The sequence below is a fragment of the Streptomyces sp. NPDC053069 genome (assembly GCF_044546895.1).
Classification (GTDB): Bacteria; Actinomycetota; Actinomycetes; order Streptomycetales; family Streptomycetaceae; genus Streptomyces.
In genome coordinates this window covers 605,511-628,983 of sequence record NZ_JBITZN010000001.1, presented here as the reverse complement: position 1 = coordinate 628,983, position 23,473 = coordinate 605,511, and the positions used below count along the sequence as shown (strand labels likewise).

At 71.6% G+C, this 23,473-nt stretch carries 26 protein-coding genes; 10 read left to right on the top strand and 16 right to left on the bottom strand.

Annotated elements, in window-relative coordinates:
* Positions 1-159: 159 nt before the first annotated feature.
* Entirely contained in the window at positions 160-1,386 is a 1,227-nt protein-coding gene (locus ACIGXP_RS02785) for an acyl-CoA dehydrogenase family protein (RefSeq protein WP_399763177.1), read from the top strand.
* A gap of 6 nt (positions 1,387-1,392) precedes the next feature.
* Here the strand turns inward: ACIGXP_RS02785 and ACIGXP_RS02780 are convergent, their stop codons facing one another.
* The 7 genes from ACIGXP_RS02780 to ACIGXP_RS02750 form a co-directional block, all read right to left on the bottom strand.
* Positions 1,393-1,914, bottom strand: coding sequence for a cupin domain-containing protein (locus ACIGXP_RS02780; RefSeq protein WP_363218997.1), 522 nt, complete (start codon positions 1,912-1,914; stop codon positions 1,393-1,395).
* Positions 1,915-1,921: 7 nt separating this feature from the next.
* Positions 1,922-3,139 (bottom strand): cytochrome P450, encoded by a 1,218-nt coding sequence (locus ACIGXP_RS02775; protein ID WP_363218998.1) that lies wholly within the window; start codon positions 3,137-3,139, stop codon positions 1,922-1,924.
* Positions 3,136-4,200, bottom strand: coding sequence for a type III polyketide synthase (locus ACIGXP_RS02770; RefSeq protein ID WP_363218999.1), 1,065 nt, complete (start codon positions 4,198-4,200; stop codon positions 3,136-3,138). The genes ACIGXP_RS02775 and ACIGXP_RS02770 overlap by 4 nt, the downstream gene beginning before the upstream one ends.
* Positions 4,201-4,481: 281 nt before the next feature.
* Positions 4,482-4,715, bottom strand: a complete 234-nt coding sequence (locus tag ACIGXP_RS02765; RefSeq protein ID WP_031160188.1) for a DUF6213 family protein — start codon at positions 4,713-4,715, stop codon at positions 4,482-4,484.
* Positions 4,716-4,740: 25 nt separating this feature from the next.
* Positions 4,741-6,126, bottom strand: a complete 1,386-nt coding sequence (locus ACIGXP_RS02760) for an NADP-dependent succinic semialdehyde dehydrogenase (RefSeq protein WP_399763170.1) — start codon at positions 6,124-6,126, stop codon at positions 4,741-4,743.
* Positions 6,127-6,202: 76 nt separating this feature from the next.
* Complete coding sequence (locus ACIGXP_RS02755) at positions 6,203-6,676, bottom strand: NUDIX domain-containing protein (protein ID WP_399763167.1); 474 nt, start codon at positions 6,674-6,676, stop codon at positions 6,203-6,205.
* Positions 6,673-8,211 carry an ATP-dependent DNA ligase gene (locus ACIGXP_RS02750; protein ID WP_399763164.1) on the bottom strand — a complete coding sequence of 513 codons (1,539 nt, stop codon included), beginning with the start codon at positions 8,209-8,211 and terminating at the stop codon, positions 6,673-6,675. Before ACIGXP_RS02750 ends, ACIGXP_RS02755 begins: the two co-directional genes overlap by 4 nt.
* A 196-nt stretch (positions 8,212-8,407) precedes the next feature.
* Here ACIGXP_RS02750 and ACIGXP_RS02745 point away from each other — a divergent pair, with 196 nt between their 5' ends.
* From ACIGXP_RS02745 to ACIGXP_RS02725, 5 genes are all read left to right on the top strand, one after another.
* Positions 8,408-8,983 carry an XRE family transcriptional regulator gene (locus ACIGXP_RS02745; RefSeq protein ID WP_363219004.1) on the top strand — a complete coding sequence of 192 codons (576 nt, stop codon included), beginning with the start codon at positions 8,408-8,410 and terminating at the stop codon, positions 8,981-8,983.
* A 107-nt stretch (positions 8,984-9,090) separates the two neighbouring features.
* Complete coding sequence (locus tag ACIGXP_RS02740; protein ID WP_363219005.1) at positions 9,091-10,056, top strand: NADPH:quinone oxidoreductase family protein; 966 nt, start codon at positions 9,091-9,093, stop codon at positions 10,054-10,056.
* Positions 10,053-11,234 (top strand): acyl-CoA dehydrogenase family protein, encoded by a 1,182-nt coding sequence (locus tag ACIGXP_RS02735; RefSeq protein WP_363219006.1) that lies wholly within the window; start codon positions 10,053-10,055, stop codon positions 11,232-11,234. The genes ACIGXP_RS02740 and ACIGXP_RS02735 overlap by 4 nt, the downstream gene beginning before the upstream one ends.
* Positions 11,231-12,304, top strand: a complete 1,074-nt coding sequence (locus tag ACIGXP_RS02730) for an acyl-CoA dehydrogenase family protein (protein ID WP_399763158.1) — start codon at positions 11,231-11,233, stop codon at positions 12,302-12,304. Before ACIGXP_RS02735 ends, ACIGXP_RS02730 begins: the two co-directional genes overlap by 4 nt.
* Positions 12,305-12,498: 194 nt before the next feature.
* Positions 12,499-12,693 carry a hypothetical protein gene (locus ACIGXP_RS02725; protein ID WP_363219008.1) on the top strand — a complete coding sequence of 65 codons (195 nt, stop codon included), beginning with the start codon at positions 12,499-12,501 and terminating at the stop codon, positions 12,691-12,693.
* A 12-nt stretch (positions 12,694-12,705) separates the two neighbouring features.
* On the opposite strand, the gene ACIGXP_RS02720 is transcribed toward ACIGXP_RS02725, so the two are convergent.
* The 3 genes from ACIGXP_RS02720 to ACIGXP_RS02710 form a co-directional block, all read right to left on the bottom strand.
* Positions 12,706-13,896 (bottom strand): phosphodiester glycosidase family protein, encoded by a 1,191-nt coding sequence (locus tag ACIGXP_RS02720; protein WP_399763155.1) that lies wholly within the window; start codon positions 13,894-13,896, stop codon positions 12,706-12,708.
* 156 nt (positions 13,897-14,052) lie between these two features.
* Complete coding sequence (locus ACIGXP_RS02715) at positions 14,053-14,412, bottom strand: DUF779 domain-containing protein (RefSeq protein WP_363219009.1); 360 nt, start codon at positions 14,410-14,412, stop codon at positions 14,053-14,055.
* Positions 14,413-14,472: 60 nt separating this feature from the next.
* Positions 14,473-14,769 (bottom strand): hypothetical protein, encoded by a 297-nt coding sequence (locus tag ACIGXP_RS02710; RefSeq protein ID WP_399763590.1) that lies wholly within the window; start codon positions 14,767-14,769, stop codon positions 14,473-14,475.
* On the opposite strand from ACIGXP_RS02710, the gene ACIGXP_RS02705 reads away from it, so the two are divergent.
* Positions 14,768-15,058: a hypothetical protein gene (locus tag ACIGXP_RS02705; protein ID WP_399763587.1), complete on the top strand. Its 291-nt coding sequence runs from the start codon at positions 14,768-14,770 to the stop codon at positions 15,056-15,058. The genes ACIGXP_RS02710 and ACIGXP_RS02705 overlap by 2 nt on opposite strands.
* Before the next feature lie 267 nt (positions 15,059-15,325).
* Positions 15,326-15,799 (top strand): hypothetical protein, encoded by a 474-nt coding sequence (locus ACIGXP_RS02700; protein WP_399763153.1) that lies wholly within the window; start codon positions 15,326-15,328, stop codon positions 15,797-15,799.
* A 125-nt stretch (positions 15,800-15,924) separates the two neighbouring features.
* Here the strand turns inward: ACIGXP_RS02700 and ACIGXP_RS02695 are convergent, their stop codons facing one another.
* From ACIGXP_RS02695 to ACIGXP_RS02670, 6 genes are all read right to left on the bottom strand, one after another.
* A complete protein-coding gene (locus ACIGXP_RS02695; RefSeq protein ID WP_399763151.1) occupies positions 15,925-16,065 on the bottom strand; it encodes a hypothetical protein in 141 nt (46 codons plus the stop codon).
* 59 nt (positions 16,066-16,124) lie between these two features.
* Positions 16,125-16,760: a DedA family protein gene (locus ACIGXP_RS02690; RefSeq protein ID WP_399763558.1), complete on the bottom strand. Its 636-nt coding sequence runs from the start codon at positions 16,758-16,760 to the stop codon at positions 16,125-16,127.
* Between the two features lie 108 nt (positions 16,761-16,868).
* Positions 16,869-17,642, bottom strand: a complete 774-nt coding sequence (locus tag ACIGXP_RS02685) for an SDR family oxidoreductase (RefSeq protein ID WP_399763150.1) — start codon at positions 17,640-17,642, stop codon at positions 16,869-16,871.
* 35 nt (positions 17,643-17,677) lie between these two features.
* On the bottom strand, positions 17,678-18,535 hold the full coding sequence (locus tag ACIGXP_RS02680; RefSeq protein ID WP_399763149.1) for a fumarylacetoacetate hydrolase family protein: 858 nt from the start codon (positions 18,533-18,535) through the stop codon (positions 17,678-17,680).
* A gap of 90 nt (positions 18,536-18,625) precedes the next feature.
* Positions 18,626-19,915 carry a helix-turn-helix domain-containing protein gene (locus ACIGXP_RS02675; RefSeq protein ID WP_399763148.1) on the bottom strand — a complete coding sequence of 430 codons (1,290 nt, stop codon included), beginning with the start codon at positions 19,913-19,915 and terminating at the stop codon, positions 18,626-18,628.
* Positions 19,916-20,457: 542 nt separating this feature from the next.
* Complete coding sequence (locus tag ACIGXP_RS02670) at positions 20,458-21,489, bottom strand: hypothetical protein (protein WP_399763146.1); 1,032 nt, start codon at positions 21,487-21,489, stop codon at positions 20,458-20,460.
* Positions 21,490-21,743: 254 nt separating this feature from the next.
* Here ACIGXP_RS02670 and ACIGXP_RS02665 point away from each other — a divergent pair, with 254 nt between their 5' ends.
* Complete coding sequence (locus tag ACIGXP_RS02665) at positions 21,744-22,658, top strand: phytanoyl-CoA dioxygenase family protein (protein ID WP_399763144.1); 915 nt, start codon at positions 21,744-21,746, stop codon at positions 22,656-22,658.
* A gap of 36 nt (positions 22,659-22,694) precedes the next feature.
* Positions 22,695-23,468: an alpha/beta fold hydrolase gene (locus ACIGXP_RS02660; RefSeq protein ID WP_399763555.1), complete on the top strand. Its 774-nt coding sequence runs from the start codon at positions 22,695-22,697 to the stop codon at positions 23,466-23,468.
* Positions 23,469-23,473: the final 5 nt, after the last annotated feature.

The window sequence follows — 23,473 nt, the reverse complement described above, 5'->3', positions numbered from 1 at the left end:
CCACCCGTGCTGATTCGATGACGCCTGCGCAAACTAACACTGACTGTGCCCCTGACATCGAACGGGATGCCGGGCGCCATCTGCGGTTGACTTTCCTACCCGTCAGTAACAGACTCGGGTTACCGCTAGTAACATCGCATCGCCGCCGCTGGAGGGGACATGGCCGAGTTCACCATGGAGCTGAACGACGAACAGAAGGAAGTCCGGGACTGGCTCCATGGCTTCGCCGCCGACGTGATCCGCCCCGCGGCCGCCGAGTGGGACGAGCGCGAGGAGACTCCCTGGCCGGTCATCCAGGAGGCCGCGAAGGTCGGCATCTACTCCCTCGACTTCTACGCACAGCAGTACTTCGACCCCACCGGCCTCGGCATTCCGATGGCCATGGAGGAGCTGTTCTGGGGCGACGCGGGCATCGCCCTCTCCATTGTCGGCACGGGTCTCGCCGCCGTGGGCGTTCTCGCCAACGGAACCGAGGAACAGATCGGCACCTGGATCCCGCAGATGTACGGCGACCAGAACGACGTCAAGGTCGCCGCGTTCTGCTCCTCCGAGCCCGACGCCGGCTCCGACGTGGCCTCCATGCGCACGCGTGCGGTGTACGACGAGGCCAAGGACGAGTGGGTGATCAACGGCACGAAGACCTGGGCGACCAACGGCGGCATCGCGGGCGTCCACGTCGTCGTGGCCTGCGTCGACCCGGAGCTGGGCTCCAAGGGCCACGCCTCCTTCATCGTCCCGCCGGGCACGCCGGGTCTCGCCCAGGGCCAGAAGTTCAAGAAGCACGGCATCCGGGCCTCGCACACCGCCGAGGTCATCCTCGACAACGTCCGCGTCCCCGGTTCCTGCCTGCTCGGGGGCAAGGAGAAGCTGGACGAGCGGCTCGCGCGGGCCCGCGAGAAGGCCAAGGCGGGCGGCGAGCGCGTCAAGAACGCGGCGATGGCGACCTTCGAGGCCTCCCGCCCCGCGGTCGGCGCCATGGCGGTCGGCACCGCCCGGGCCGCGTACGAGGTCGCCCTCGACTACGCCAGGACCCGGGAGCAGTTCGGGCGGCCGATCATCGACAACCAGGGAGTGGCCTTCCAGCTCGCGGACATGCGGACGCAGATCGACGCCGCCCGGCTGCTGGTGTGGCGGGCCTCGTGGATGGCGGTCAACGGCAGGCCGTTCACCGCGGCCGAGGGGTCGATGTCGAAGCTGTTCGCCAGTGAGACCGCGAAGAAGGTCACCGCTCAGGCGATCCAGATTCTGGGCGGGAACGGTTACACCCGTGAGTACCCGGTCGAGCGGATGCACCGGGACAGCGCGATCTACACGATCTTCGAGGGTACGAGCGAGATCCAGCGGCTCGTCATCGCGCGGACCCTGGCCGGGATGCCCATCCGGTAAGGACACTCACCGATGCCTGAGCGGTGTGAGCTGCTCGATGTCGTACTTCGCCCTCAGCGCCTCGATCGCCTCCTGGTCCGGCGGACCCCCGTCGCCCAGGATCTCCAGCAGCTCCTCGAAATAGCGCTCGTGATCCGGTGGCGGGCTCGCCTGGAAGAACATCTTCGCGGGGGTGTCCGTCGGGTTCGCGAACGCATGCGGGCACCCCGGCGGTACGACGATGACCGTGCCGGGAGTCGCCCGCACCACCCGGCTGCCCGAACTGGACTCCCACTTCTGCCAGTTGTCCGGTGTGCGGATGCGCGGCTCGAAGGCGAGCACGTCCAGCTCGCCGTCGAGGACGTAGAAAAGCTCCTCGCTGCGCGTGTGCACATGGGCGCCCACGTCGAAGCCCGGCGGGACCTCCACCTCGAAGGTGGAGGCGATCCGCGAGTGGGCGCCGGTGACCTTGAACGTCACACGCTGCGCCGGTGCCGCCACGACCCGGCCGTGGCCCGGCGGCACGAGCAGTCCCTCGGTCTGTGTCATCGGTGGCTCACCAGGTCACCGGCAGGGCCTCGGGACCCCGGATCAGCGCGCCCTTCTTGAAGGGCACCTGCTGTGGCGGTACGGCCAGCTTCAGGCCCGGAACCCGGTCCAGCAGGGCGTTCACCAGCAACTGCGACTCCAGCCGGGCGAGCTGGCCGCCGGGGCAGTAGTGCGGGCCGAAACCGAACGCCACATGCGGGTTCGGGCTGCGGGAGAAGTCGATGGTCTCCGGGTCGGGGAAGACGTCCGGGTCGCGATTGGCCGCCAGGTAGGAGACATAGACCGCGTCGCCCGCATGGATGCGGTGGCCCTTGATCTCCACGTCCTCCCTCGCGATCCGGGACAGCCCGACCGCGTTGCGGTGCGGGATGTAGCGCAGGAGCTCGTCGATGGCCTGCGGCCGGATCCCCGGCTCGGCGCGCAGCCGTTCCATCAGGTCGGGGCGGGTCAGCAGCAGGTAGAACATCTGCCCGCTGTTGTTGGTGACCGCCTCGCCGCCGATCTGGAGGAGAACGGCCAGACCGACGGCCTCCTCCAGGGCGACCTCGCCGTGGCCCACCGCGGCGCCGAGCAGTGAGGTGACGTCCTCGGCCGTGCTGTTCTCGCGCAGTCCGATGAGGTCGCCGAAGTAGGCGCTCATGTCCCGCTTGGCCTTCTCGCTGACCTCCTTGCCGTGCGAGGAGGACAGGATCAGCTGGGTCCAGGTGTGCATGGTGTGCCGGTCGCAGGGCGGGACGCCCATCAGCTCGCAGATCACCGCGATCGGGAACGGGCTGAGCACCGCACTGGTGAGATCGGCGGGCGGCCCGTCCTGCAGGAGTTCGTCGACCAGCTCGTCCAGCATGGCCCGTGCCTTCTCCCGTACCCGCTCCACACCCTTCGCGGTGAACGCGGCGGCCACCGCACGGCGCAGCCGGGTGTGGTCGGGCGGGTCGAGGAAGCCGACCGCGCCGCGGTCCGGGATGAAGTGCGGGGCGAGTCGCGTGACCGACTGCTCCAGGACCGCCTCGCGGCTGAAGCGCGGGTCGTTGGCGACCATGCGCACGTCGTCGTACCGGGTCACCAGCCAGGCCCAGCCCTCGCCGTTGGGCAGCTCGATGCGGGTGACCGGTCCCTCGCCCATCAGCTCGGTCAGCACCGGGTCGAAATCCGTCCCGGTCAGGTCGAGCGCCGGCCACTGCCGGATCGGGGGCGGGGCCTCGATGAGCGTCATCTCCTCGGTCATCGCGGGTCGCCGTTCCCGTTGACCCAGCGGCCGACCGTCATCTCGGCCGTGATGCCGGGGCCGAACCCGGCGAGCAGACCGCGCGCCCTGTCCTCGGCGCCGCCCTCGTCGAACATCCGGCGCAGCGCGTCCAGGACGACGGCGCTGGCTATGTTGCCGTACTCGGTGAGCGTGGCCCGGCTGAACCGGAAGGCGTGCGGCTCGACCTCCAGGAACTTGCTGAGGTCGTCGAGTATGCGCGGCCCGCCCGCGTGGATGATGTAGAAGTCCAGGTCGGACGCGTCCCAGCCGTGCATGCCGGCCAGGTCCCTCAGCGCCGGGGCGAGCGGCTCCATGGTCGCGGGCACCCGCTTGTCCAGCAGGAAGTGGAAGCCGGTGGCCCGGACGTCGTAGGCGATCCAGTCCTCCGTCTTCGGGATCAGGTAGGAGCCGTTTCGCTCCAGACGCACGCCCGTACCGCCGTTTCCGCGTACGACGGCGGCGGCGATGCCGTCGCCGAACAAGCCGTTGGAGAGCAGCGAACCGACGCCGAGGTCGGTGGGCTGGTAGCACAGCGAGCAGAACTCGCAGGCCACGATGAGCGCGTTGGCGTTCGGGTAGGCCGAGCAGAAGTCGTGCGCCCGGTTGATCGCCGCCCCGCCGGCCGCGCAGCCCAGCTGGGCTATGGGGAGCTGGCGGGTGGTGGAGTCGAAGTCCATCTCGTTGATCAGCCACGCCGTCAGCGAGGGCATCATGAAGCCCGTGCACGACACGTAGACGATCACGTCGATGTCGCTGGTGAGCAGCTCCGCGTCGTCCAGCGCCCGCTGGATCACTGCCGGGACCCGGGCCTTGGCCTCGGCCTCGTAGAGCTTGTTGCGCTCCTCGAAGCCGGGGTGCTTCAGGGTCTCCTCGATGGGCTGCACGATGTGCCTGGTCTTGACGCCCGTGTTCTCGATGAGGCGCAGCGCGAGTGCCAGTTGAGGGTGGTCCGCGTGGCGGGAGCGCGCCAGCTCCAGCGTCTCCTCCATCGTGATCACGTGCTCCGGGACCGACACCGAGGGTCTGCACAAAGTCGCCATGAACCGTCCCTGCTTTCCGCTTTCGGCGGGCCTTCGCCCACCGGCCAGAAGGTGGTTCACCTCTTGTGGGTGCTCCCCCCACCGTCACCCAGGAGGACGACGATCTCGCGTTGGGTTACTCCGAATCGGGGACCCAGGGGGAGGCTCGAAGGGCGAATTCCACCGCCGGACGAGGGGAAATTCGATGACGACTGTTACGGCGGGGAAGCAGTGGGGCAGCGGTGCGGCAGCCCGCAAGGCGGCCCAGGGGGTGTCGTTTGGATCAGGCCGGTCGGCACCCCCTAGGGCGCCCCGCTGCTGTGCGCGATGCACGCCACGTCGATGCGGTCCGCCAGCTTGGCCAGCTCAATGGTCAAAGCGGCCACCGTGTCCTCGTCCAGCCCCGGCTCCCCGCCGTCGACCAGATGCAGCCACCGAGCGCCCACGGTCCGCAGCAACTTACTCACGTCGGCCGCAGCCACCTGCAGGGCCCCACGGTCGTCCACGATCAGAGGCAGAGTCACTTCGCCGTTCACAAACCGGATGCTAGCCGCGCAGCGCTCACGCACCCTGCCAAACCGTGGTGATGTTGCAGAACTCGCGGATTCCGTGCCCGGACAGCTCACGCCCGAACCCGGACCGCTTGACCCCGCCGAACGGGAACGCCGGATGGGAGGCGGTCATCCCGTTGACGAACACGGACCCGGCCTCCAGGTCGCGGGTGAACCGCTCCACCTCGCTCTCGTCCCGCGTCCACACGTTGGAACTCAGCCCGAAGGGCGAGTCGTTGGCGATGAGCAGTGCCTCGTCCACGTCGTCGGCCCGGTACAGCGTGGCCACCGGTCCGAACGCCTCCTCCCGGTGGATGCGCATCTCCCGGGTGATCCCGGCCAGCACGGTCGGCGGGTAGTACCAGCCCGGCCCGTCCGGCCGCTCGCCGCCGCACAGCACCTCGGCGCCGCTGCGCTTCGCGTCGTCGACCAGCTCCTCCAGATCGCTGCGCCCCTGTTCACTGGAGAGCGGCCCGACCTCGGTGTCCTCCTCCAGCGGGTCACCGACCTTGAGCGCCTTCATACCGGCGACGAACTTCTCGGCGAACGTGTCGTAGACGTCGGTGTGCACGATGAACCGCTTGGCCGCGATACAGGACTGCCCGTTGTTCTGCACCCGCGCGGTCACCGCCACCTGGGCCGCCCGGTCCAGGTCGGCTGAGGGCATGACGACGTACGGGTCGCTGCCGCCCAGCTCCAGCACCGTCTTCTTGATCATCTCACCGGCGGTGGAGGCGACCGCCCGGCCCGCGGGCTCGCTGCCCGTCAGCGTCGCCGCCTTCACCCGCTCGTCGCGCAGGATGTCGTCCACCGCGGCCGAGCCGACCAGCAGCGTCTGGAAACAGCCCTCCGTGAAGCCCGCCCGGTGGAACAGGTCCTCCAGGTACAGGGCCGTCTGGGGGACGTTGGAAGCGTGCTTGAGCAGGCCCACGTTGCCCGCCATCAGCGCGGGCGCGGCGAACCGGACCACCTGCCACAGCGGGAAGTTCCACGGCATCACCGCGAGGACGGGGCCGAGCGGCCGGTAGCGGACCCGGACCCGGGAGGCGCCGGAGTCCTTCACGTCCGACTCCGGGGGCTCCTCGGCGGCCAGCAGACCCTCGGCGCGTTCGGCGTACCAGCGCATCGCCTTGGCGCACTTCGCGGCCTCCGCGCGGGCCTGCTTGATCGGCTTGCCCATCTCGGTGGTCATGACCCTGGCGATCTCCTGCTGATCCTCGTCCAGCAGGCCGGCGGCCTCGTTCATCAGCCGGGCGCGGTCGGCGAAGGTGGTCGTCCGGTACGTGCGGAACGTGGCCTCGGCGAGCTGAAGCCGGCGTTCCAGCTCCTCTTCATCCATGGGCTCGTACGTCTTGAGCGTCTCGCCGTTCGCCGGGTTCACCGTCGCGATGGGCATGGCTGACCTCCCTGGGAGCGGGCTTGCTTCGACCTTCGCGCGCGGCCGGGCAAGCCGCAACGCGAAAGGCCCCTGTTCAGCCCGAGTGCTCCGCCAGCCGGTCGAGAAACGCGGTCTGCGCCGCGACGACCAGCTCACGGGCCCGCTCCAGACCGAGCCACTCCACCCGGTCCAGCTCCGGAAACTCCCGCACCCGGCCGGACCTCGGCGGCCACTCCATCGTGAAGGTGCCGGGGCTGAAGCCCGTCAGGTCCGGGTCCGCCTCGACGGCCCACGCGGTGACGATCTTGCCGTTCTTCTGCACGACCTCGCCCAGCGGTACGGCCGTCCCGTCGGGCGGCGCCAGCCCCAGTTCCTCCTGGAACTCCCGCCGGGCGGCCTCCCAGGCGGGCTCTTCCGGTTCGTACTCGCCCTTGGGCACGGTCCAGGCGCCCGCGTCCTTCTTCGCCCAGAGCGGGCCTCCCATATGGCCCAGCAACACCTCAAGTCCCTCATCGGTGTGCCGGAACAACAGCAGTCCCGCGCTGCGCCGCGTCGCACGCACCGTCACGGCCTGACCTCCGGGTGGGCCGCCAGCAGGGCCTCCACCGTATCGGCATCCTCGGGGCGTTTGTCCTCGCGATAGCGGACCACACGGGCGAAACGGAGGGTGACGCCGGCCGGATAGCGGGAGGAGCGCTGGAGGCCGTCGTAGGCGATCTCCACGACGAGTTCGGGGCGCACCCGGACCACCCAGCCGCTGTCCTCGACCGCCAGCTCCTGCAGCCGCTCGGTCTGCCAGGCGAGCATCGCGTCGGTCATGCCCTTGAAGGTCTTGCCGAGCATGGCGAAGCTGCCGTCGGGGTTGCGGGCACCCAGGTGGAGGTTGGAGAGCCTGCCCGTGCGGCGGCCGTGCCCCCACTCGGCGGCCAGCACCACCAGGTCGAGGGTGTGGACAGGCTTGACCTTCAGCCAGGAGGCGCCGCGCCGGCCCGCGCTGTACGGCGCGTCCAGCGCCTTGACCACCACGCCCTCGTGCCCGCGGGCCAGCGTCTCGGCAAGGAACCGTTCCGCCACCGCGATGTCCTCCGGTCCCGAGGCGACCGTCCGGCGTACCCGCATCGGCTCCGGCACCAGCCGGGCCAGCTGTGCGTGCCGCTCGGCGAAGGGCAGGTCCAGCAGGTCGGTGCCGTCGACGGACAGGGCGTCGAAGAAGACGGGGGAGACCGGGACCTCCTCGGCCGCCTTCGCCACATCCGTGCGGGAGCCGACCCGGCCCGCCGTCTCCTGGAAGGACCGGGGCCGTCCGGCCGCGTCGAAGGAGATCACCTCACCGTCCAGGATGAACCGCTCACCCCCCAACTGCAGCGCGGCAGCGGTCACTTCGGGCAGCCGGTCGGTGATGTCGTCCAGGGTGCGGGTGTGTACACGGACCGTGTCGCCGTCCCGGTGGATCTGCACCCGGATGCCGTCCAGCTTCTCCTCCACCGCGCAGGCGCCCAGCTTCTCCACCGCCTCGGCGACCGAGGAGGCGCTGTGCGCCAGCATCGGCAGCACGGGCCGGCCGACCGTGAGCCGGAAGCGGTCCAGCGCCCCGGGTCCCTCGGCGAGCAGGGCCTGGGCGACCGTCTGCAGCGACCCGGCGAGCATCACCGCCCGGCGTACGGCGGCCGGGTCCGCGTCCGTGGCCTGGGCGAGGCCCTCCACCGCGACGGCGTCCAGCGCGCCCTGCCGCACCTCGCCGGTGAGCAGACCGAGCAGGAAACGCTGCTCGTCCTCGGTGGCGGCGCCCATCAGCTCGCCGACGAGCCGGGTCCGCTCCGCCTGCGAACCCGGACCGGACACCTTGCCCAGCTCGCCGAGCAGCGCGTCGACCTGCCGGACCGTGAGGGTGGACTCGGCGGCCGGCGGCACCGGGCGGCCGAGCACCTTCCAGCCGACGCCGAGCCGGCCCTGCGGCAGCCGTCCGGCCAGGTAGGGGATGACGATCGGCACGTCGTCCGCCTCCGCCTCCCGGAACAGCTCGGCGAGCAGCGCGGTCTTACGGGACCGGGCCGCCGTCGCGGCGACCTCCCGGGACACCTGGGCGAGCCGGGTCAGCAGCATCTCCTCAAGGGTGCACCAACGCTCCGCCGGGTGCGCGGTTCGGTGGGCGCGGGTGTGCGGCGACGTACGGGTGCGCCGTGGTTGACCGCGACAGTCGTCAGCCCGCGTTCGTCGATGGTCCGACCACCTCCGTCTCCGACCGTTGCTCCGGCGCTGCGGTATTGACAAACGTGTTTGCCGAATCTGCAATACCGGCATGAGTTCCGACGACGTTCTCGCGGGGGTGGGACCCCGGCTGCGGCGCATCCGCAAGGAGCGGGAGGTGACCCTGGCCGCGCTGTCCGAGGCCACCGGCATCTCCGTGAGCACCCTCTCCCGGCTGGAGTCCGGCCTGCGCAGACCCAGCCTCGAACTGCTGCTGCCGATCGCCCGGGTCCACCAGGTGCCGCTGGACGAACTGGTCGGCGCGCCGCCGGTGGGGGATCCGCGGGTGCGGTCGAAGCCGATCGTGCGGGGCGGGCGCACCCACTGGCCGCTCACCCGCCAGCCCGGCGGCCTCCAGGCCTTCAAGGTGCTGGAGCCGCAGCGCGAGCAGGAGCCGGATCCGCGCACCCACGAGGGCTACGAGTGGCTGTATGTGCTGTCGGGCCGGCTGCGGCTGGTCCTCGGCGAGCACGACGTGGTGCTCTCCGCGGGGGAGGCCGCCGAGTTCGACACGCGCGTGCCGCACTGGTTCGGGTCGACGGGCGAGGGTCCGGTGGAGTTCCTGAGTCTGTTCGGGCCGCAGGGCGAGCGGATGCACGTACGGGCGCGGCCGGCGTCCCGGACGTGACCCACGCGACGCGAGCCGGGGTGCGGCCGCCTGTTCCCTGATGGGCAAGCGACCGCTTAGTATGCCGTCGGACCCGGTCAGACGAAGCAGTCCCGTGGAGGCCCCGCATGCAGGCATGGCAAGTGCACGAGAACGGCGAGCCGAGCGAGGTGATGCGCCTCGCGGAGGTGGAGCGGCCCGCACCGGGTGACGGGCAGGTGCTGCTGCGCGTGCGCGCCGCCAACATCAACTTCCCGGACGCGCTGCTGTGCCGCGGCCAGTACCAGGTGCGCCCGCCGTTGCCCTTCACACCCGGCGTGGAGATCTGCGGCGAGACCGAGGACGGCCGCCGCGTGATCGCCAACCCCGCGCTGCCGTACGGCGGTTTCGCCGAGTACGCGCTCGCCGACGCCCGTGCCCTGCTGCCCGCGCCCGAGTCGCTGGACGACGCCGAGGCCGCCGCGCTCCACATCGGCTACCAGACGGGCTGGTTCGGCCTGCACCGCCGGGCCGGTCTGGAAGCGGGGGAGACCCTGCTCGTGCACGCCGCCGCCGGCGGTGTCGGCAGTGCCGCCGTCCAGCTCGGCAAGGCGGCCGGCGCCACCGTGATCGGTGTCGTCGGCGGCGCGGACAAGGCCGCCGTGGCCCGTGAGCTGGGCTGTGACGTGGTCGTCGACCGCCGCAGCGAGGACGTGATCGCGGCCGTGAAGGAGGCCACCGGCGGCCGGGGCGCGGACGTGATCTACGACCCCGTCGGCGGCGAGGCCTACGCCCAGTCCGCCAAGCTCGTCGCCTTCGAGGGCCGGATCGTCGTCGTCGGCTTCGCCAGCGGCACCATCCCGAGCCCCGCCCTCAACCACGCCCTCGTGAAGAACTACTCGATCCTGGGCCTCCACTGGGGCCTGTACAACACCAAGAACCCGAAGCTGATCCTGCAGTGCCACGAGCAGCTCACCGAGCTGGCCGCCCGGGGCGCGATCAAGCCCCTGGTGAGCGAGCGGGTGCCGCTGAGCGAGGCCGCCGTGGCCGTGCAGAAGGTGGCGGACGGCCGCTCCACCGGCCGGATCGCCGTGGTGATGGAGGAGACAGCATGACCGACGCCGAAGAACTGCGCCGCCGTACACGGGAGTTGCTGGCCGCGCATCCCCCTGCGAGCACCGACCGCCTGGACTTCCTGCGCGCCCGCTTCGACGCGGGCCTCGCCTGGGTCCACTACCCGGAGGGCCTCGGCGGTCTGGGCGTCCCACGCGCCCTGCAGGCCGTCGTGGACGCCGAACTGGAGGCCGCGGGCGCCCCCGACAACGACCCCCGGCGCATCGGCATCGGCCTCGGCATGGCCGCGCCGACGATCCTCAAGTACGGCACGGACGAGCAGAAGCAGCGCTTCCTGCGGCCCCTGTGGACCGGGGAGGAGGTCTGGTGCCAGCTGTTCAGCGAGCCCGGCGCCGGCTCCGACCTCGCCGCGCTCGGCACCCGGGCCGTACGGGAGGGCGAGGACTGGGTCGTCAACGGGCAGAAGGTGTGGACGTCCAGCGCGCACATCGCCCGCTGGGCCATCCTCATCGCCCGCACCGACCCGAACGTGCCCAAGCACGCCGGCATCACCTACTTCCTCTGCGACATGACCGACCCGGGCGTCGAGGTCCGGCCGCTGCGCCAGATCACCGGCGAGGCCGAGTTCAACGAGGTCTTCCTCACCGACGTCCGCATCCCCGACACCCGCCGCCTCGGCGCGGTCGGCGACGGCTGGCGGGTCGCCCAGACCACGCTGATGAACGAGCGTGTCTCCATCGGCGGCATGGCCCTGCCCCGCGAGGGCGGCATGATCGGCCCGGTCGCCAAGACCTGGCGCGAACGCCCCGAACTGCGCACCCACGAGCTGCACCAGCGGCTGCTCAAGCTGTGGGTCGAGGCCGAGGTCTCCCGCCTCACCGCCGAACGCCTGCGCCAGCAGCTCGTCGCCGGCCAGCCCGGCTACGAGGGCTCCGGCATGAAGCTCGCCTTCGCCCGCCTCAACCAGGAGATCAGCGGCCTGGAGGTCGAACTCCGCGGCGAAGAGGGCCTGTGGTACGACGACTGGACCATGCGCCGTCCGGAGCTGGTCGACTTCACCGGCCGTGACGCCGGCTACCGCTATCTGCGCTCCAAGGGCAACAGCATCGAGGGCGGGACCAGCGAGGTCCTGCTGAACATCGTCGCCGAACGGGTCCTCGGCCTGCCCGCCGAGCCGCGCACCGACAAGGACGTCGCATGGAAGGACCTGGCCCGATGACCGACCTGCTGTACTCGGAGGAGGAAGAGGCGCTGCGGGCGGCCGTCCGCGACCTGCTCACGGACCACTGCGCACCGACGGACGTCATCGCCCGCGTCGAGTCGGACACCCCGCACGACCTCGCCCTGTGGAAGTCCCTCGCCGAGGGCATGGGCCTGGCCGGGCTCCTGGTGCCCGACGAGCAGGGCGGCCAGGGCGCCTCACCCCGCGAAGTCGCCGTCGTACTGGAGGAGCTGGGCCGGGCGGTCGCACCCGTGCCCTATCTCACCAGCGCGGTCGTGGCCACCGAGGCCCTGCTGGCCTGCGGTGACGAGGAACTGCTGGGGCAGCTGGCCTCCGGCCGGACCATCGGCGCCCTCGCGGTCGGGCTGCACACGGCCCCGGGCGCCGAGGTGAAGACCGTGCGGCTGCAGAACGGCGCCCTGCACGGCGAGTTGACGGGCATCGCCGACGCGGCCGTGGCCGACGTCCTGCTCGTCCCGGCCGACGACGGCGGCCTGTACGCCGTCCCGGCCGACGCCGTGACGATCACCCCGCAGATCTCCCTGGACCTGACCCGGCCGCTGGCGGCGGTACGCCTGGAGGGCGCTCCCGGCCGCCGTGTCGGCGACGCGGAACCCGCCGTACGGAGGGCGCTGCGCACCGCCGCCGGGCTGCTGGCCTCCGAGCAACTCGGCGTGGCCGACTGGGCGCTGACCGAGACGGTCCGCTACCTGAAGGAGCGCAAGCAGTTCAACCGGCCGGTCGGCGGATTCCAGGCGCTCAAGCACCGGCTCGCCCAGCTGTGGCTGGAGGTCGTCAACCTGCGGGCGGCGGCCCGTGCGGCCGCCGACGCGCTGGCCTCCGGCGAGGACACCGACGTGTCGGTCGCCGTCGCCCAGGCGTACGCGGCGCCCGTCGCCGTCCACGCCACCGAGGAGGCGCTGCAACTGCACGGCGGGATCGGCATGACCTGGGAGCACCCGGTCCACCTGTCCCTCAAGCGGGCCAAGGCGGACTCCATCGCCTACGGCACGGCGGGGGCCCATCGGGAGGCGCTGGCCCAACTGGTCGACCTCCAGGCACCCTGACACCGAGCGCGTGAAGCCCGCCCCACCCGGGGTGGGCTTCTGCGCCGGTCTGGCAGGTCCGAGGCCTTCCCCGACGCCCGCCCGAGCGCGAGACACCACACGTTTGGGGGACACGTCAGCCGCCCGGACAAACCCTCCGCTACGCCACACTTGCGGCCGAACGCGCTCAACGGGCGTGGCGGAGGAGGTTCCCGATGGCCGTTTCCATCTCTGTGGTGCTGTTGCTCCTGATCCTGGCCGTGATCTTCATTCGCAACTGCGCGTTGAAGATGTCCCACGCCCTGGTCTGCATGCTGCTCGGCTTCTTCCTGGCCGGCACGAGCATGGCGCCCACCATCCACAGCGGGCTCATGACGACCGCCGAGCTGGTGAGCGGCCTGCGGCCCTGAATCAGCCCTGGCTCAGGGGGTCGAGAAGACGCCGATCCCATTGGCGACGGGGCGTTCGGTGCCCGTACTCGGATGGTTGCGGACCGTCACGGCGCGCGCTCCGTCGTCACGGGTGACCAGCTCCGTCGAACCGCCGCCGTCGAGGTTGAACGCGTCGGACGCGCCCAGCAGACGCATGACGTCGGTCTCCTCCGCGACCGTCAGGCCGGTCCGATAGGCGGCGGCCCCGTCCAGCGCCAGGATCAGCAACTGCCGTCCGCCGCCCCTGAAGCCCACGACCGTGCGCACCGTCGAGGTGACGTCGTCCAGACCGGACAGCGCCTTGCCGTGCCGCAGGACGGGGAACCCGCCGATCGCGAACGCGTACGGCACCCTGGACGAGGCCGCCGCCAGGGTGTGCGTCACGGTCACCGCGTCACCGACGGACAGCTTGCGCAGCCGCTGCGCACCCTCCTCGCGGCCCACGAGGACCGTGGTGTCCGCCGGGATCGCCCCGCTTCCCGGCGTGTCGGAGGCGGAGACCACCCGGCCGCCCTGGACCCTCACCTCGTGGGTGTCGGTGCTGCACGGCGCCGACCGCTCGATGTCGCTGCCGCACACGGCGCGCATCCGCGAGGCGCTGCCCCAGCGTGAGGTGAAGGCGCCGACGGAGTTCTGCGCGAGCGCGTACTGGTTGAGGCCCTTCAGCGGGAAGGTGCCCTCCGGCGTGGCGACGCGGCCGACGAGGGAGAGGCGGTCCAGCCGGGCCCGCCGGTCGGTGCCGACGCCGAAGACGTCCCGGGTGCTCGTCCCCGGCGGCAGCGTGGGCCCGAACCGCTGCCCGTCCGGCACCGCCGCCTTCAGCACCTGCCCGTCCGCGATCGCCGGTCCGACGCTCGCGCCGGTGGCCTGCACGCCCGGATGCTGGGTCTCGGTGATGTGGAAGAAGTCACCGTTGACCCCGGCGACCGCCCCGGCCGAGTCCGCCATCCCGGAGACGGTGGCCCGGGCCGCCACCGCGCCCGGGTGCAGCAGGCCCACGCGGACATGCGGATCGGCCAGATCGACCGTGAGCAGATGGGCGTGTGCCGTGCCCGCGGCCGCGTCGACGTCGAACTGCCGGTAGGTGACGCCCGGAGCGATCCGCTCGCCGGCCGGAACCGCACCGGCCGGCGCCGCCCCCGCCAGGGCCGCACCGGCCAGCACACCGAACGCCGTGACCACCGTGAGAACCGCTCTGCCCGCTGCCGAACACCTGCGACGTCTGGTCACCGTGCCCCCTGATGTCTCGTCAACTGTCCCTGCGTACGGATATGGCCGTACAGGTTCCGTACGGGTTCTACGGGGCAGTGGACCAGAGCGCGGCGAGCACCGGGCCGACTAGGCGTCGACTACGCGAGAACGGGTGAGAAAACGCACCCCCTCGGGTGCCTCCAGTGAGAAGCCGCTGCCCCGTCCGGGGACGACGTCCACGATCAGCCGGGTGTGGCTCCACGCCTGGTACTGACTCCGGGACATCCAGAAGGTGACGGGCTCGGTCACCCCGTCCACCGCCAGCTCCGCGAGCAGCACGTCCGAGTCGCCGGTACGGAACTCGCCGTCCGGGTAGCACATGGGCGCGCTGCCGTCGCAGCAGCCGCCGGACTGGTGGAACATCAGCGGGCCGTGATCGGCGTGCAGTCGCCGCACCAGATCCGCGGCCCGAGGGGTGAGTTCGACGCGGGGGAGTGCCTCATCCATGGGTCACCGTCCTGAAGAACCGGGGCGCGGGGTGCCGGACCCGTCCAGTCTCACGGTTCGTCATGTGCCCGTCCAGCACGCGTCCTTGGGCCCTGTCGCCGGTATGCCGGCCGTGGCGGCCGCAGCAGTGCGCCGTGCGTTTGTGAGGATGTGCTCATGTGTGCCTTCCTCGGTCTGCCCGAGCCGCGCCTCGTGCTCGCCGGTGAATATCCGCTGTGGGACGAGGCGCTGGCGGCCGTCAACCGCGATCTGGCGGTCACCGTCCCCGGACAGCGTCCGCTGCGCCTGATCGCCTACCCCGAGGCCGGAGGCCTGGACGAGCACGTCCATGTGGCTCTCGCCGACGGCGAAGCGCATGGCGCCTCCTTGCTCCCCGACGGAGTCCGCCGCCGAGGCCCTGACGGCCGTCGCCGACGCCGTCCAGGAGACGGTGACGGAGTGTCTGTGGCGGGCGTGGCCCCTGTGCACCGTCCATGACCTCGGCATGCACCCGCGGGAGGCCAACGGACGGCCGTGCTGGTGGTGCGCGGGCGATTCCCGCCGGGGTGACCCGCCCCATGTCCGCGCGGAGATCGGCGAACTGGCCACGCTCCAGCGCCCCGCCCGTGTCAACCGCAAACGCCCCAAGAACCGCAGCCTGCGCTGAGCCGCGCGGCGCAGTGCGTACGCCGCCGAGGGCACCACCAGACCGGCCGGCAGGGCCAAGGCAGATGTCGCCGGCCTGCTCTCCGGCTGCTCGGCCCCGGGAGGGCGGGGCGCTTGCGCACACCGCTCTCGGCGCAGAGAGCGGGCGGATCGGCTTCCCGCCCGGTGAAGAGGGCCCGGTCCTCGCGGTGGCCGCATCCCACAGCCGCACCGTGTCGTCGTCACTGCCGGCGGCTGCCACGCGCCCGTCCGGGCCGAACGCCACCGCATGCACAGGCCCGTGGTGGCCGGCGAGGCGGGCGCGTGGTGCGCCCGTCACGGTGTCCGACAGCCGCACCAGGCCCCCGGATCACCGGCGGCCAGTGAGCGGCCGTCCGACGGCGACCGGGAGGCCCGTGTCCTCGCCGGACCCGGCAGCAGGGTCGTGGACCTGCGCGGGGCGGTGGTGACCGCGGGCCGCACCGACGGCCGTCTGCATCCGATGTCCGGCGCCGACCGCACCATGGGCGTCGACCTGTCCGGCTGCCAGGGTCTGACCGCCGTACGGACCGCGCCGGCCACGGCGGTACGAGGGCTGCGGCGGGCGCCTGGCCGCGCGGCTGGGGGCCTGGACCCCGGCTCAGTGCCCGACGGCATTTCCGCCTCGTCGACCTGTTCGACGCGCACTCGGCGCCGGACGGCGAGCGCGCGCTGCACCGCGCGGACATCGGCGGTCCCAGCCGGTTCACGTCGGGCGCGCTGATCGTCTGCGATTCCGATGGCCGGCCCACCGGGCTGGTGCCGGCGGACGCCGCCTGCGCACCCGGCGAGGCTGTCGTCCCCGGCCCACCGAGGCCGAGGTGCCGCGCGCCCTGGCCGCGTCCGGACTCACCGGCACAGCCTGCCCCTGCGGCCGCGGATCGCGTCCTGGCGCCGGGCCGGGGCGGACGAGGACGCCGTGGCCGAGCCGGTCCGGCTCCGGGGCACCGGCGGCGCGCCGCGGTGGATGGCCGGGGTGCAGTTGTTCATGGACGGGACCTTCGACAACGGCACCGCCCGGCGGCGGCCCCGACTGCCACGGGGCACTATCAGCGGCGCGCTCGGCGGGCTCGGCGGGCTCGGCGTGCCTCGGCCAGGAGGGGCAGCATCGACAGGACCACGACCACGGCGACCAGCGGCAGCAGATAGTCGTCGATGTGCGGGACCGAGGCACCGAGGGTGTAACCGGCGAGGACGAGCAGCTGCGACCACAGCACCCCGCCCACGGTCTGCCAGATCGTGAAGGGCCGCACGGGCACGTCGAGCACCCCGGCCACGGGATGCAGCACCGTCCGCAGCAACGGCACGAACCGCCCGATGACCAGTGCCTTCCCGTAGCCGTACCGCGCCAGCAGCCTCTCGGCCCGCACGGCCGCCGCCTTCACCCGCCGGCTGGAGGTACGGGCCAGCAGGGCCCGTCCGCCGTGCCGCCCGATCAGATATCCCACCTGCCCGCCGGCCACCGCCCCGACGGCCGCGCACAGCAGCACCTGCCACAGCGCCAGCCGAGGCGCCTGCTGCGCGGTGTCGGCGCACAGCACTCCGGCCGGGAACAGCAGGGTGTCACCGGGCAGGAAGAAACCGACGACCAGCAGGCCGGACTCCGCGAAGACCACCACCAGGACGCCGAGCGCGCCGAAGGCGGCCAGCACCGAGGCGCTGTTCATCGGGTTGACGGCGGTCACCTGGTCGAGCCTCCTGCCCTTCTCGCAGGGCTGTCCGCTCACCAGCATCACCCGCCCACCCCGAAAACGCCCGCCCCGAGAACACCCGCCCGCCCCGAGGCGTCGTACTCACAGGACCGGCGACTGCCCGCCGTCGCAGCGCAGTGCCGTACCCGTGACGTAGGCCGCCGCGTCGCTGCACAGGAAGGCGGCGCACCGCGCGAACTCCTCCGGCGTGCCGTACCGGTTCATCGGGATGCGGGCGGCGGACTGCGCGCGCTCCTCCTCCACGGTCCGGCCCGACCGGGCGGCGCGCCCCGCGTCCAGTTGCTCCACGCGGTGTGTGGCGATGCGCCCGGGGAGCAGCATGTTGACGGTCACTCCGTCGGAGGCCACCTCGGTGGCGAGCATCTTCAGATAGGCGGCCAGCGCGGTGCGGCCGACACCGGAGAGCGCGAGGTCTGCGATGGGTGCGACCACCGCGCTGGACCCGATGGCGAGCACCCGCCCCCACCGCTGCTGCCGCATGTGCGGCAGCGTGCGGGACAGCAGACGGTGGTGCGCCGTCACCAGCGAGTCGACCGCCGCGCCGAGCTCGTCGGCCTCGATGCCGGTGACCGGCGCGGGACGGGGCCCCGGGCCGTTGAGGACCAGGATGCCGATCGGCCCGAACGCGGCGGTGGCCCGCTCCACCAGTTCGGCCGCGCCCGTCGGCGCCAGCAGGTCGGCGCCGATGCCGACGGCGGAGGGCAGCTTCGCCGCAATGTCGCGAGCCAGTTCCGCGCGACGGCCGCACACCACGACGTCGGCGCCCTCGTGCGCGAGCGCCTCGGCGACCGCACGGCCGAGACCGTCCGTGGACGCGCACACGAGCGCGGTCCGTCCGGATACACCCAGATCCATTGCCGCCCCTTCCCGGGCTCCTGCCGCTTCTTCGGCTACCGGGTGGCCTGGCGCACGGTGTTCCGGAGCGTGCCGATCCCCTCGACCACGGCCTCGACGACATCGCCGTCCCGGATGACCCCGGCCCCGGGCGTCCCCGTGGCGATGACGGACCCGGCGTCGAGCGTCATGCCGCCGGAGAAGTGGCCGACCTGCCAGTGCGGGTCGCGCATCATGGCCGACACCTGGTTGGTGGCGATCGTCCGCCCGTTCACCACGGTGGCGATCCGTGTCGAGGCCAGCTCGCCCACCTCGTCCGGCGTCACCACCCAGGGGCCCAGGCTGCAGAACGTGTCGAACGCCTTGGACCACGGGATGTAGCGCGGGTTGATGCGGATCGCGTCCTCGGCCGTCATGTCCAGCACGGTCGTGTAGCCGAAGATGACGGACTCGGCGTCCTCCGGCGCGACGTCCCGGCAGGTCCGCCCGATCACCACACCCAGCTCCGCCTCCGCCGTGACGCGGTCCGACTGGACCGGCAGGACGATCTCGTCGCCGTGGCCGATGACGCAGCTGCTCGGGCGCAGGTACGACCCGGGGGTGCCGCTGGGCTGCTCGACCTCCAGGTCGTCGGCGTGCCGCCGGTAGTTCAGCCCGACGCCCCAGAGTTTGGGCGGATTCCGGTACAGGGGTCCGAAGGTCACCTCGGCGGACCGTACGGCCTTGGCCCGCAGCTCGGGATCGGCCAGCGCTTCCCGGATCCGCCCGAGCCGGTCGCCGACGACGACGTCCAGCAGCGTCGGGCCGAGCGTGGCCCCGGTCAGCTCGGCGACGGTGCTGAGCGGGACGATCCCGCCGTCGACCGCGATGCCGACGTCCTCCTGGCCGTCCAGGGTCATGGTGCACAGGCGCATGCGACTACTCCGGTTGCTGTGAGAGGAATTGACGGGTGGTCAGTGGACGAAGGCGGATCGGCGGGCGCGTGGACCGGCGGGTCCGGTCGGTCAGCCCGCGGCCAGGGTGAGCTGCGGGACGTGCGGGAAACGGGCGTGCAGCGCGACCCGGACGAGATGGAGGAGCGTGAAGCGGACGGGGCCGCCCGGCTTCGACTGAAGCTCCGTGATCAGGCCGGCGTGCAGCAGCGACTGCACGGCGAGGGCCGCCTGCGCCCGGGGCAGCCGGGACTGTCTCACGACCTGGTCGATGGTCCAGCCCTCGGACCAGCCGGCGAGCCGCAGCGCCACGTCCTGGGCGGCGGGCGTCTGCTGGCCCAGGATGCGCTGCGCGGCCGCCACGGGGTCGGTGCGCGTCGCCGGGTGGCTGGCCACGGCCTCCGGCTCGTCCCGTGCCATGGCCAGCAGCTCGTCGATGGAGATCACCGTCGCCCAGAAGGCGGCGGACTCCAGGGCGCTCGGCAGACCGTCCAGCCTGCCGCACACCTCCGCGAGCTTGCGCACCTCGCCCTCGTCCGGCTGGAAGGTGGGCCGCATGTCGGCGAAGCGCCGCAGCAGGAAGTCCAGGGCGGGCGCGCTCGCGGCGTCGGCCTGTGGCGCTCCCGGCCGGCAGATGGGCAGCGGGGTCACCAGGAACCTGTGGTGGTCCGAGACGTCATGGGGGACGCGGCTGGTCTCCAGGACGGTCAGGCGCGGGCACTCACGGACGAGGGTCCACACGGTCTCGCGGCGCACCTCGCCGCTGTCGTTGCCGTCGAGGACCAGCAGGGTGGCGCGGTCGCCGATCTGCCGGGCGAGCCTGCCCGCACCCGCGCCCTCCCCGACGAGCAGGTCGGCGATCGCCGTCTGGAGCGGGCCCCGGTCGGCGTCCTGCTGCAACCGGACCCAGAGCACGGACGTCGCCGTCGCCGCCTGGACGGAACGGGCCGCGGCGGCGGCCAGGTGAGTCTTGCCGACGCCCGCGAATCCGCACAGGACCATGAGACGCCGCTGGTCGTTCAGCAGCCGGCGCATGAGCGCGTCGAGATCGCGGGTGCGTCCGACGAGCGGGCGGGCCAGAACGTCCGTCGGCAGACTGAGGGTTCCGAACAGCGCCTCGTCGACCTCGCCGCCCGCCGCCAGCTCGAACGACAGCCGCTCGTGCGTGGTCAGCCGGAGGGCGTCGGCGAGCAGCCGCACGGTCTCCCGGCGCGGGGCGGCGACCTGCCCGAGCTCCAGGTTGCGGACGGCCCGCACGCTCACCGTGGAGAGGTCGGCCAAGATCTTCTGGCTCAGTCGGGCTCTCTTGCGATAACGCTGAAGCTGTACTCCGAATTCCTCGACATTCGCCCAGTTGATCATCTTCTCAAGTGCTCCAGATGTGTCTACCTGCGCCCGCCGTCGGAAATAGGGTGGGTGACGGTTTCGGGTGCGGTCGGCAGCCATTCCCGGTAGGGAATTCTCCTGGCCCCCGTAAGCCGGATGAAGGTGGTGCGGTGGATCAGCCGAGAAGTTCGCCGACGAGGCCGGTGGTGCTCTTCACAAGGACAACGCATTCCGTACTGGGATCGTCGAAAAGGTCTGCCATGCACACTCCTTGTGCGATGACCCGTGCGGCTGCGGACCGAGTCGTTGTTCCGACGGTATCGACCCTAACGGCAGCGGTTGCCTCTGGAAAACCCCGGTTATCAAGCCACCCGCGCGGCGGGAGGCACAACGGCAGTTGTGACCGCGGCCGAGTGCCTCGCGCCGGCGGTGCTCAGAGGGAAATGTCCCTTATGGTTGATTATTCCAGTCGTAGGGTTCTGTTGATTTCCGTACGTACGGTGCGCCGGGGGAGTGCGGACCGGTCGCCTGAGAAGCGCCTGCGGCTGGCCGGATCGCATCGTTCCGCAACGCGGTCCTCACTGCCGCAGGCCGGCGGCGATCTCCTTCACGAGGGTCTCCGTGGGGCGGACGCGCTCGACCTCGGCGACGGCCGCCATCAGCTCGAAGACGTCCACCCCGGCGGCCTCGGCGCAGTGCGTGATCAGCGGGAAGAAGCTCGAATGCGTCTGCGTCAGCCCGCCCATCACCTGGAACGTCCGGTCGTCGTGCAGCCGCGCGAGGGGGCGTACGACGCTCTCGCTCAGCCGGGCAAGCGCGCGGTGGTCGTACCCGGTCGGACCCTGGTGGCGGGTCAGTGTCGCGGCGAAGGACTCGGTCACCGTGTTCCCCGCCCCCCGGCCGATGCCGTCCAGGGTGGTGTCCACGAAGCGTGCCCCGGCCGTCGCCGCCGCCAGGGCGTTCGCGTTGGCGAGCCCCAGGTTGTCGTGGCCGTGGAAGCCGAGCGGGACGGGCACCTCCGTGGCGGCGCGCCCGAACAGCTCGGCCACCTCGTGCGGCAGGTAGCCGCCCACGGAGTCGACCAGATACACGCTGTCCGCCCCGAACGCGGCGCACCGCCGGGCCGTCGCCACGGCCCCGTCCGGGCCGAGGACGTTGGTCTTCATCAGGTTCACGAAGGTCCGCAGGCCCAGCTCCTGCGCCAGCGCGACGAACGGCTCGGCCGGGCCCACGTCGGTGATGTCCACACCGATCCGGACGAACCCCATGCCGGCCTCGGCGGCGCGCGTCAGATGGTCCGGCTCGGCGAGCCCCGGGATGCAGAACATGCCCCAGGAGGCCCGGTCCAGTGTCTCGGTCGCGATCACGAAGCACTCGTCGTCGGGCACCAGGCTGGGCTGGGACAGCGCCTCCCCCGCATTGAGGCCCAGACCGTGCCCGAGTTCGATCAGCCCGATACCGGACCTCTCCAGGCCGGCCAGAACCGCTCTGATGGTCTCTTCCTTGAACGCGAAGTTCACGGAATAGCTTCCGTCCCGAAGCGTGCAGTCAAGAATCTCCACTGCCGTCGCGTTCGTACGGACAGCAGGTTCTTGCGAGACGCCGGTCATGGCACTCCCTAGCCGTAGGAAAGTCGCGTGGAGAACCTCACGCTATGCGTGGCGAAAGGTGTGAAGGGGCACTGGAAGAGGCAGCTTCGATGCCATTCGATTTCTTCAAGGTGCCGCCCGCCGAACCCAGTTGAACCTTGTGTGCGCCACCCTGCGGTGTCAGACTCGATACCCCAGAGCCTTTCCGTCCCTGTGTCGATGGAACGGGCAGCACCAGATCCCTCGCGGCCATTGCCGGAAAGAGAGCGAATTTCATGGGAAACGTCCTCTCCGAGAGCCAGATCGAAACCTACCGGGACACCGGTTTCCTGGTCGTCGAAGGACTCTTCGAGAGCGACCTCATCGACCGTGCCCGTGAGGTCGTCGGCGAGCTGATCTCAAGTCCGGACCTGAACTCCGTGGCCGAGACGGAGCCGGGCGACGCCTCCAAGGCGCGTCGCATCTGGGCGCCGACGAGCCGCGACAAGGTGTTCGCCGAACTGGCCGAGCACCCGCGCCTTCTCGACGCGGTCGCCGACCTCATCGGCGAGGACCTGATCCTGCAGTACTCCAAGCTCAACGTGAAGGCGCCCCGCGTCGGCAGCGTCGTGGAGTGGCACCAGGACTTCGCCTACTACCCGCACTCCAACACCGACCTGGTGGCCTCGCTCATCTACCTCGACGACGCGAGCCCCGAGAACGCCTGCCTGAAGGTGGCCGCCGGCGCCCACAAGAAGGGGCTGCTCAGCCACGAGGTCGACGGCCACTTCGGGGGGAAGATCGCGACCCTCGAAGGCGTCGGCGTGGACGAGTCCACGGTCCAGGACTGCCCCGGACCCGCCGGTACCGTCGTCTTCCTGCACCCGCTGGCCGTCCACGCGTCCGAGAAGAACACCTCCGACCGCTACCGCCGCGTCTTCATCCCCGCCTACCGGGCCGCCGACGCCTTCCCGCTCTACTACGGCCCGCACGCCGCGCACAACGAGCCCACGGCCATGCTGGTCCGCGGCAAGGTGTCGAAGACCGCCCGCAGCGAGGCCGGGACCTGGCGGCTCCCCCTCGCCGCGGCCGAGTTCAACTCGCTCTTCGAGATCCAGGAGGGCGCCCACCTCCGCTCCGGCCGCAAGGTCGCCACCGGCTACTTCGCGCACGAGGCGGAGCCGGACTCACCCGCGGGCGCCACGCTGTAGCGTCCACGGGGACATCCGAGGGAAGGGACCATGGGCATGTCGTACGCCAAGGCCGCGGACGGGACACGCATCGCCTACCAGCTCCGGGGGACGGGTTCCCCGCTGATCCTGCTCGCCGGCCAGGCCAACAACCACCACTGGTGGGACGGCGTCCGCGACGACTTCCACGGCACCCGCAGCACCCTCACCGTCGACTACCGCGGCACCGGCGACAGCGACAAGCCGGACGTGCCCTACAGCACCAGGCTGCTCGCCGACGACGTGCGCGCGGTCCTCGACGAGCTCGGGATCGAACGGGCCGACGTGTACGGCACGTCGATGGGGGGCCGCGTCGCGCAGTGGCTGGCCCTCGACCAGCCGCACCGCGTGCGGTCCCTCGTCCTCGGGTGCACCTCTCCCGGAGGGCCGCACGCGGTCGAGCGCGACGACACCGTGCGCCGGGCGCTGGCCGTCCCGGATCCGGCCGCCCGGCGCGAGGCGCTGCTCGACCTGATGTACACCCCCGCCTGGCGGGCCGCCCACCCCGGCCCCTACCGCACCCTCGGCGACCCCGCGATGCCGGCCTTCGCACGCAGGCGGCACCTGGTGGCCAGCGACGGTCACGACACCTGGGACGCCCTGCCGCGGATCTCCTGCCCCACCCTCGTCGTGCACGGCAGCGACGACCTGCTCAACCCCACGGCGAACGCCGCGCTGCTGGCGCGGCGCATCCCGGGGGCGCGGCTCGAACTGCTGGAGGGGGCACGGCATGCGTACTTCGAGGAGTTCCGGGCGGTCGCCGGACCTCTCGTGTCGGACTTCATCGACTGAAGGAC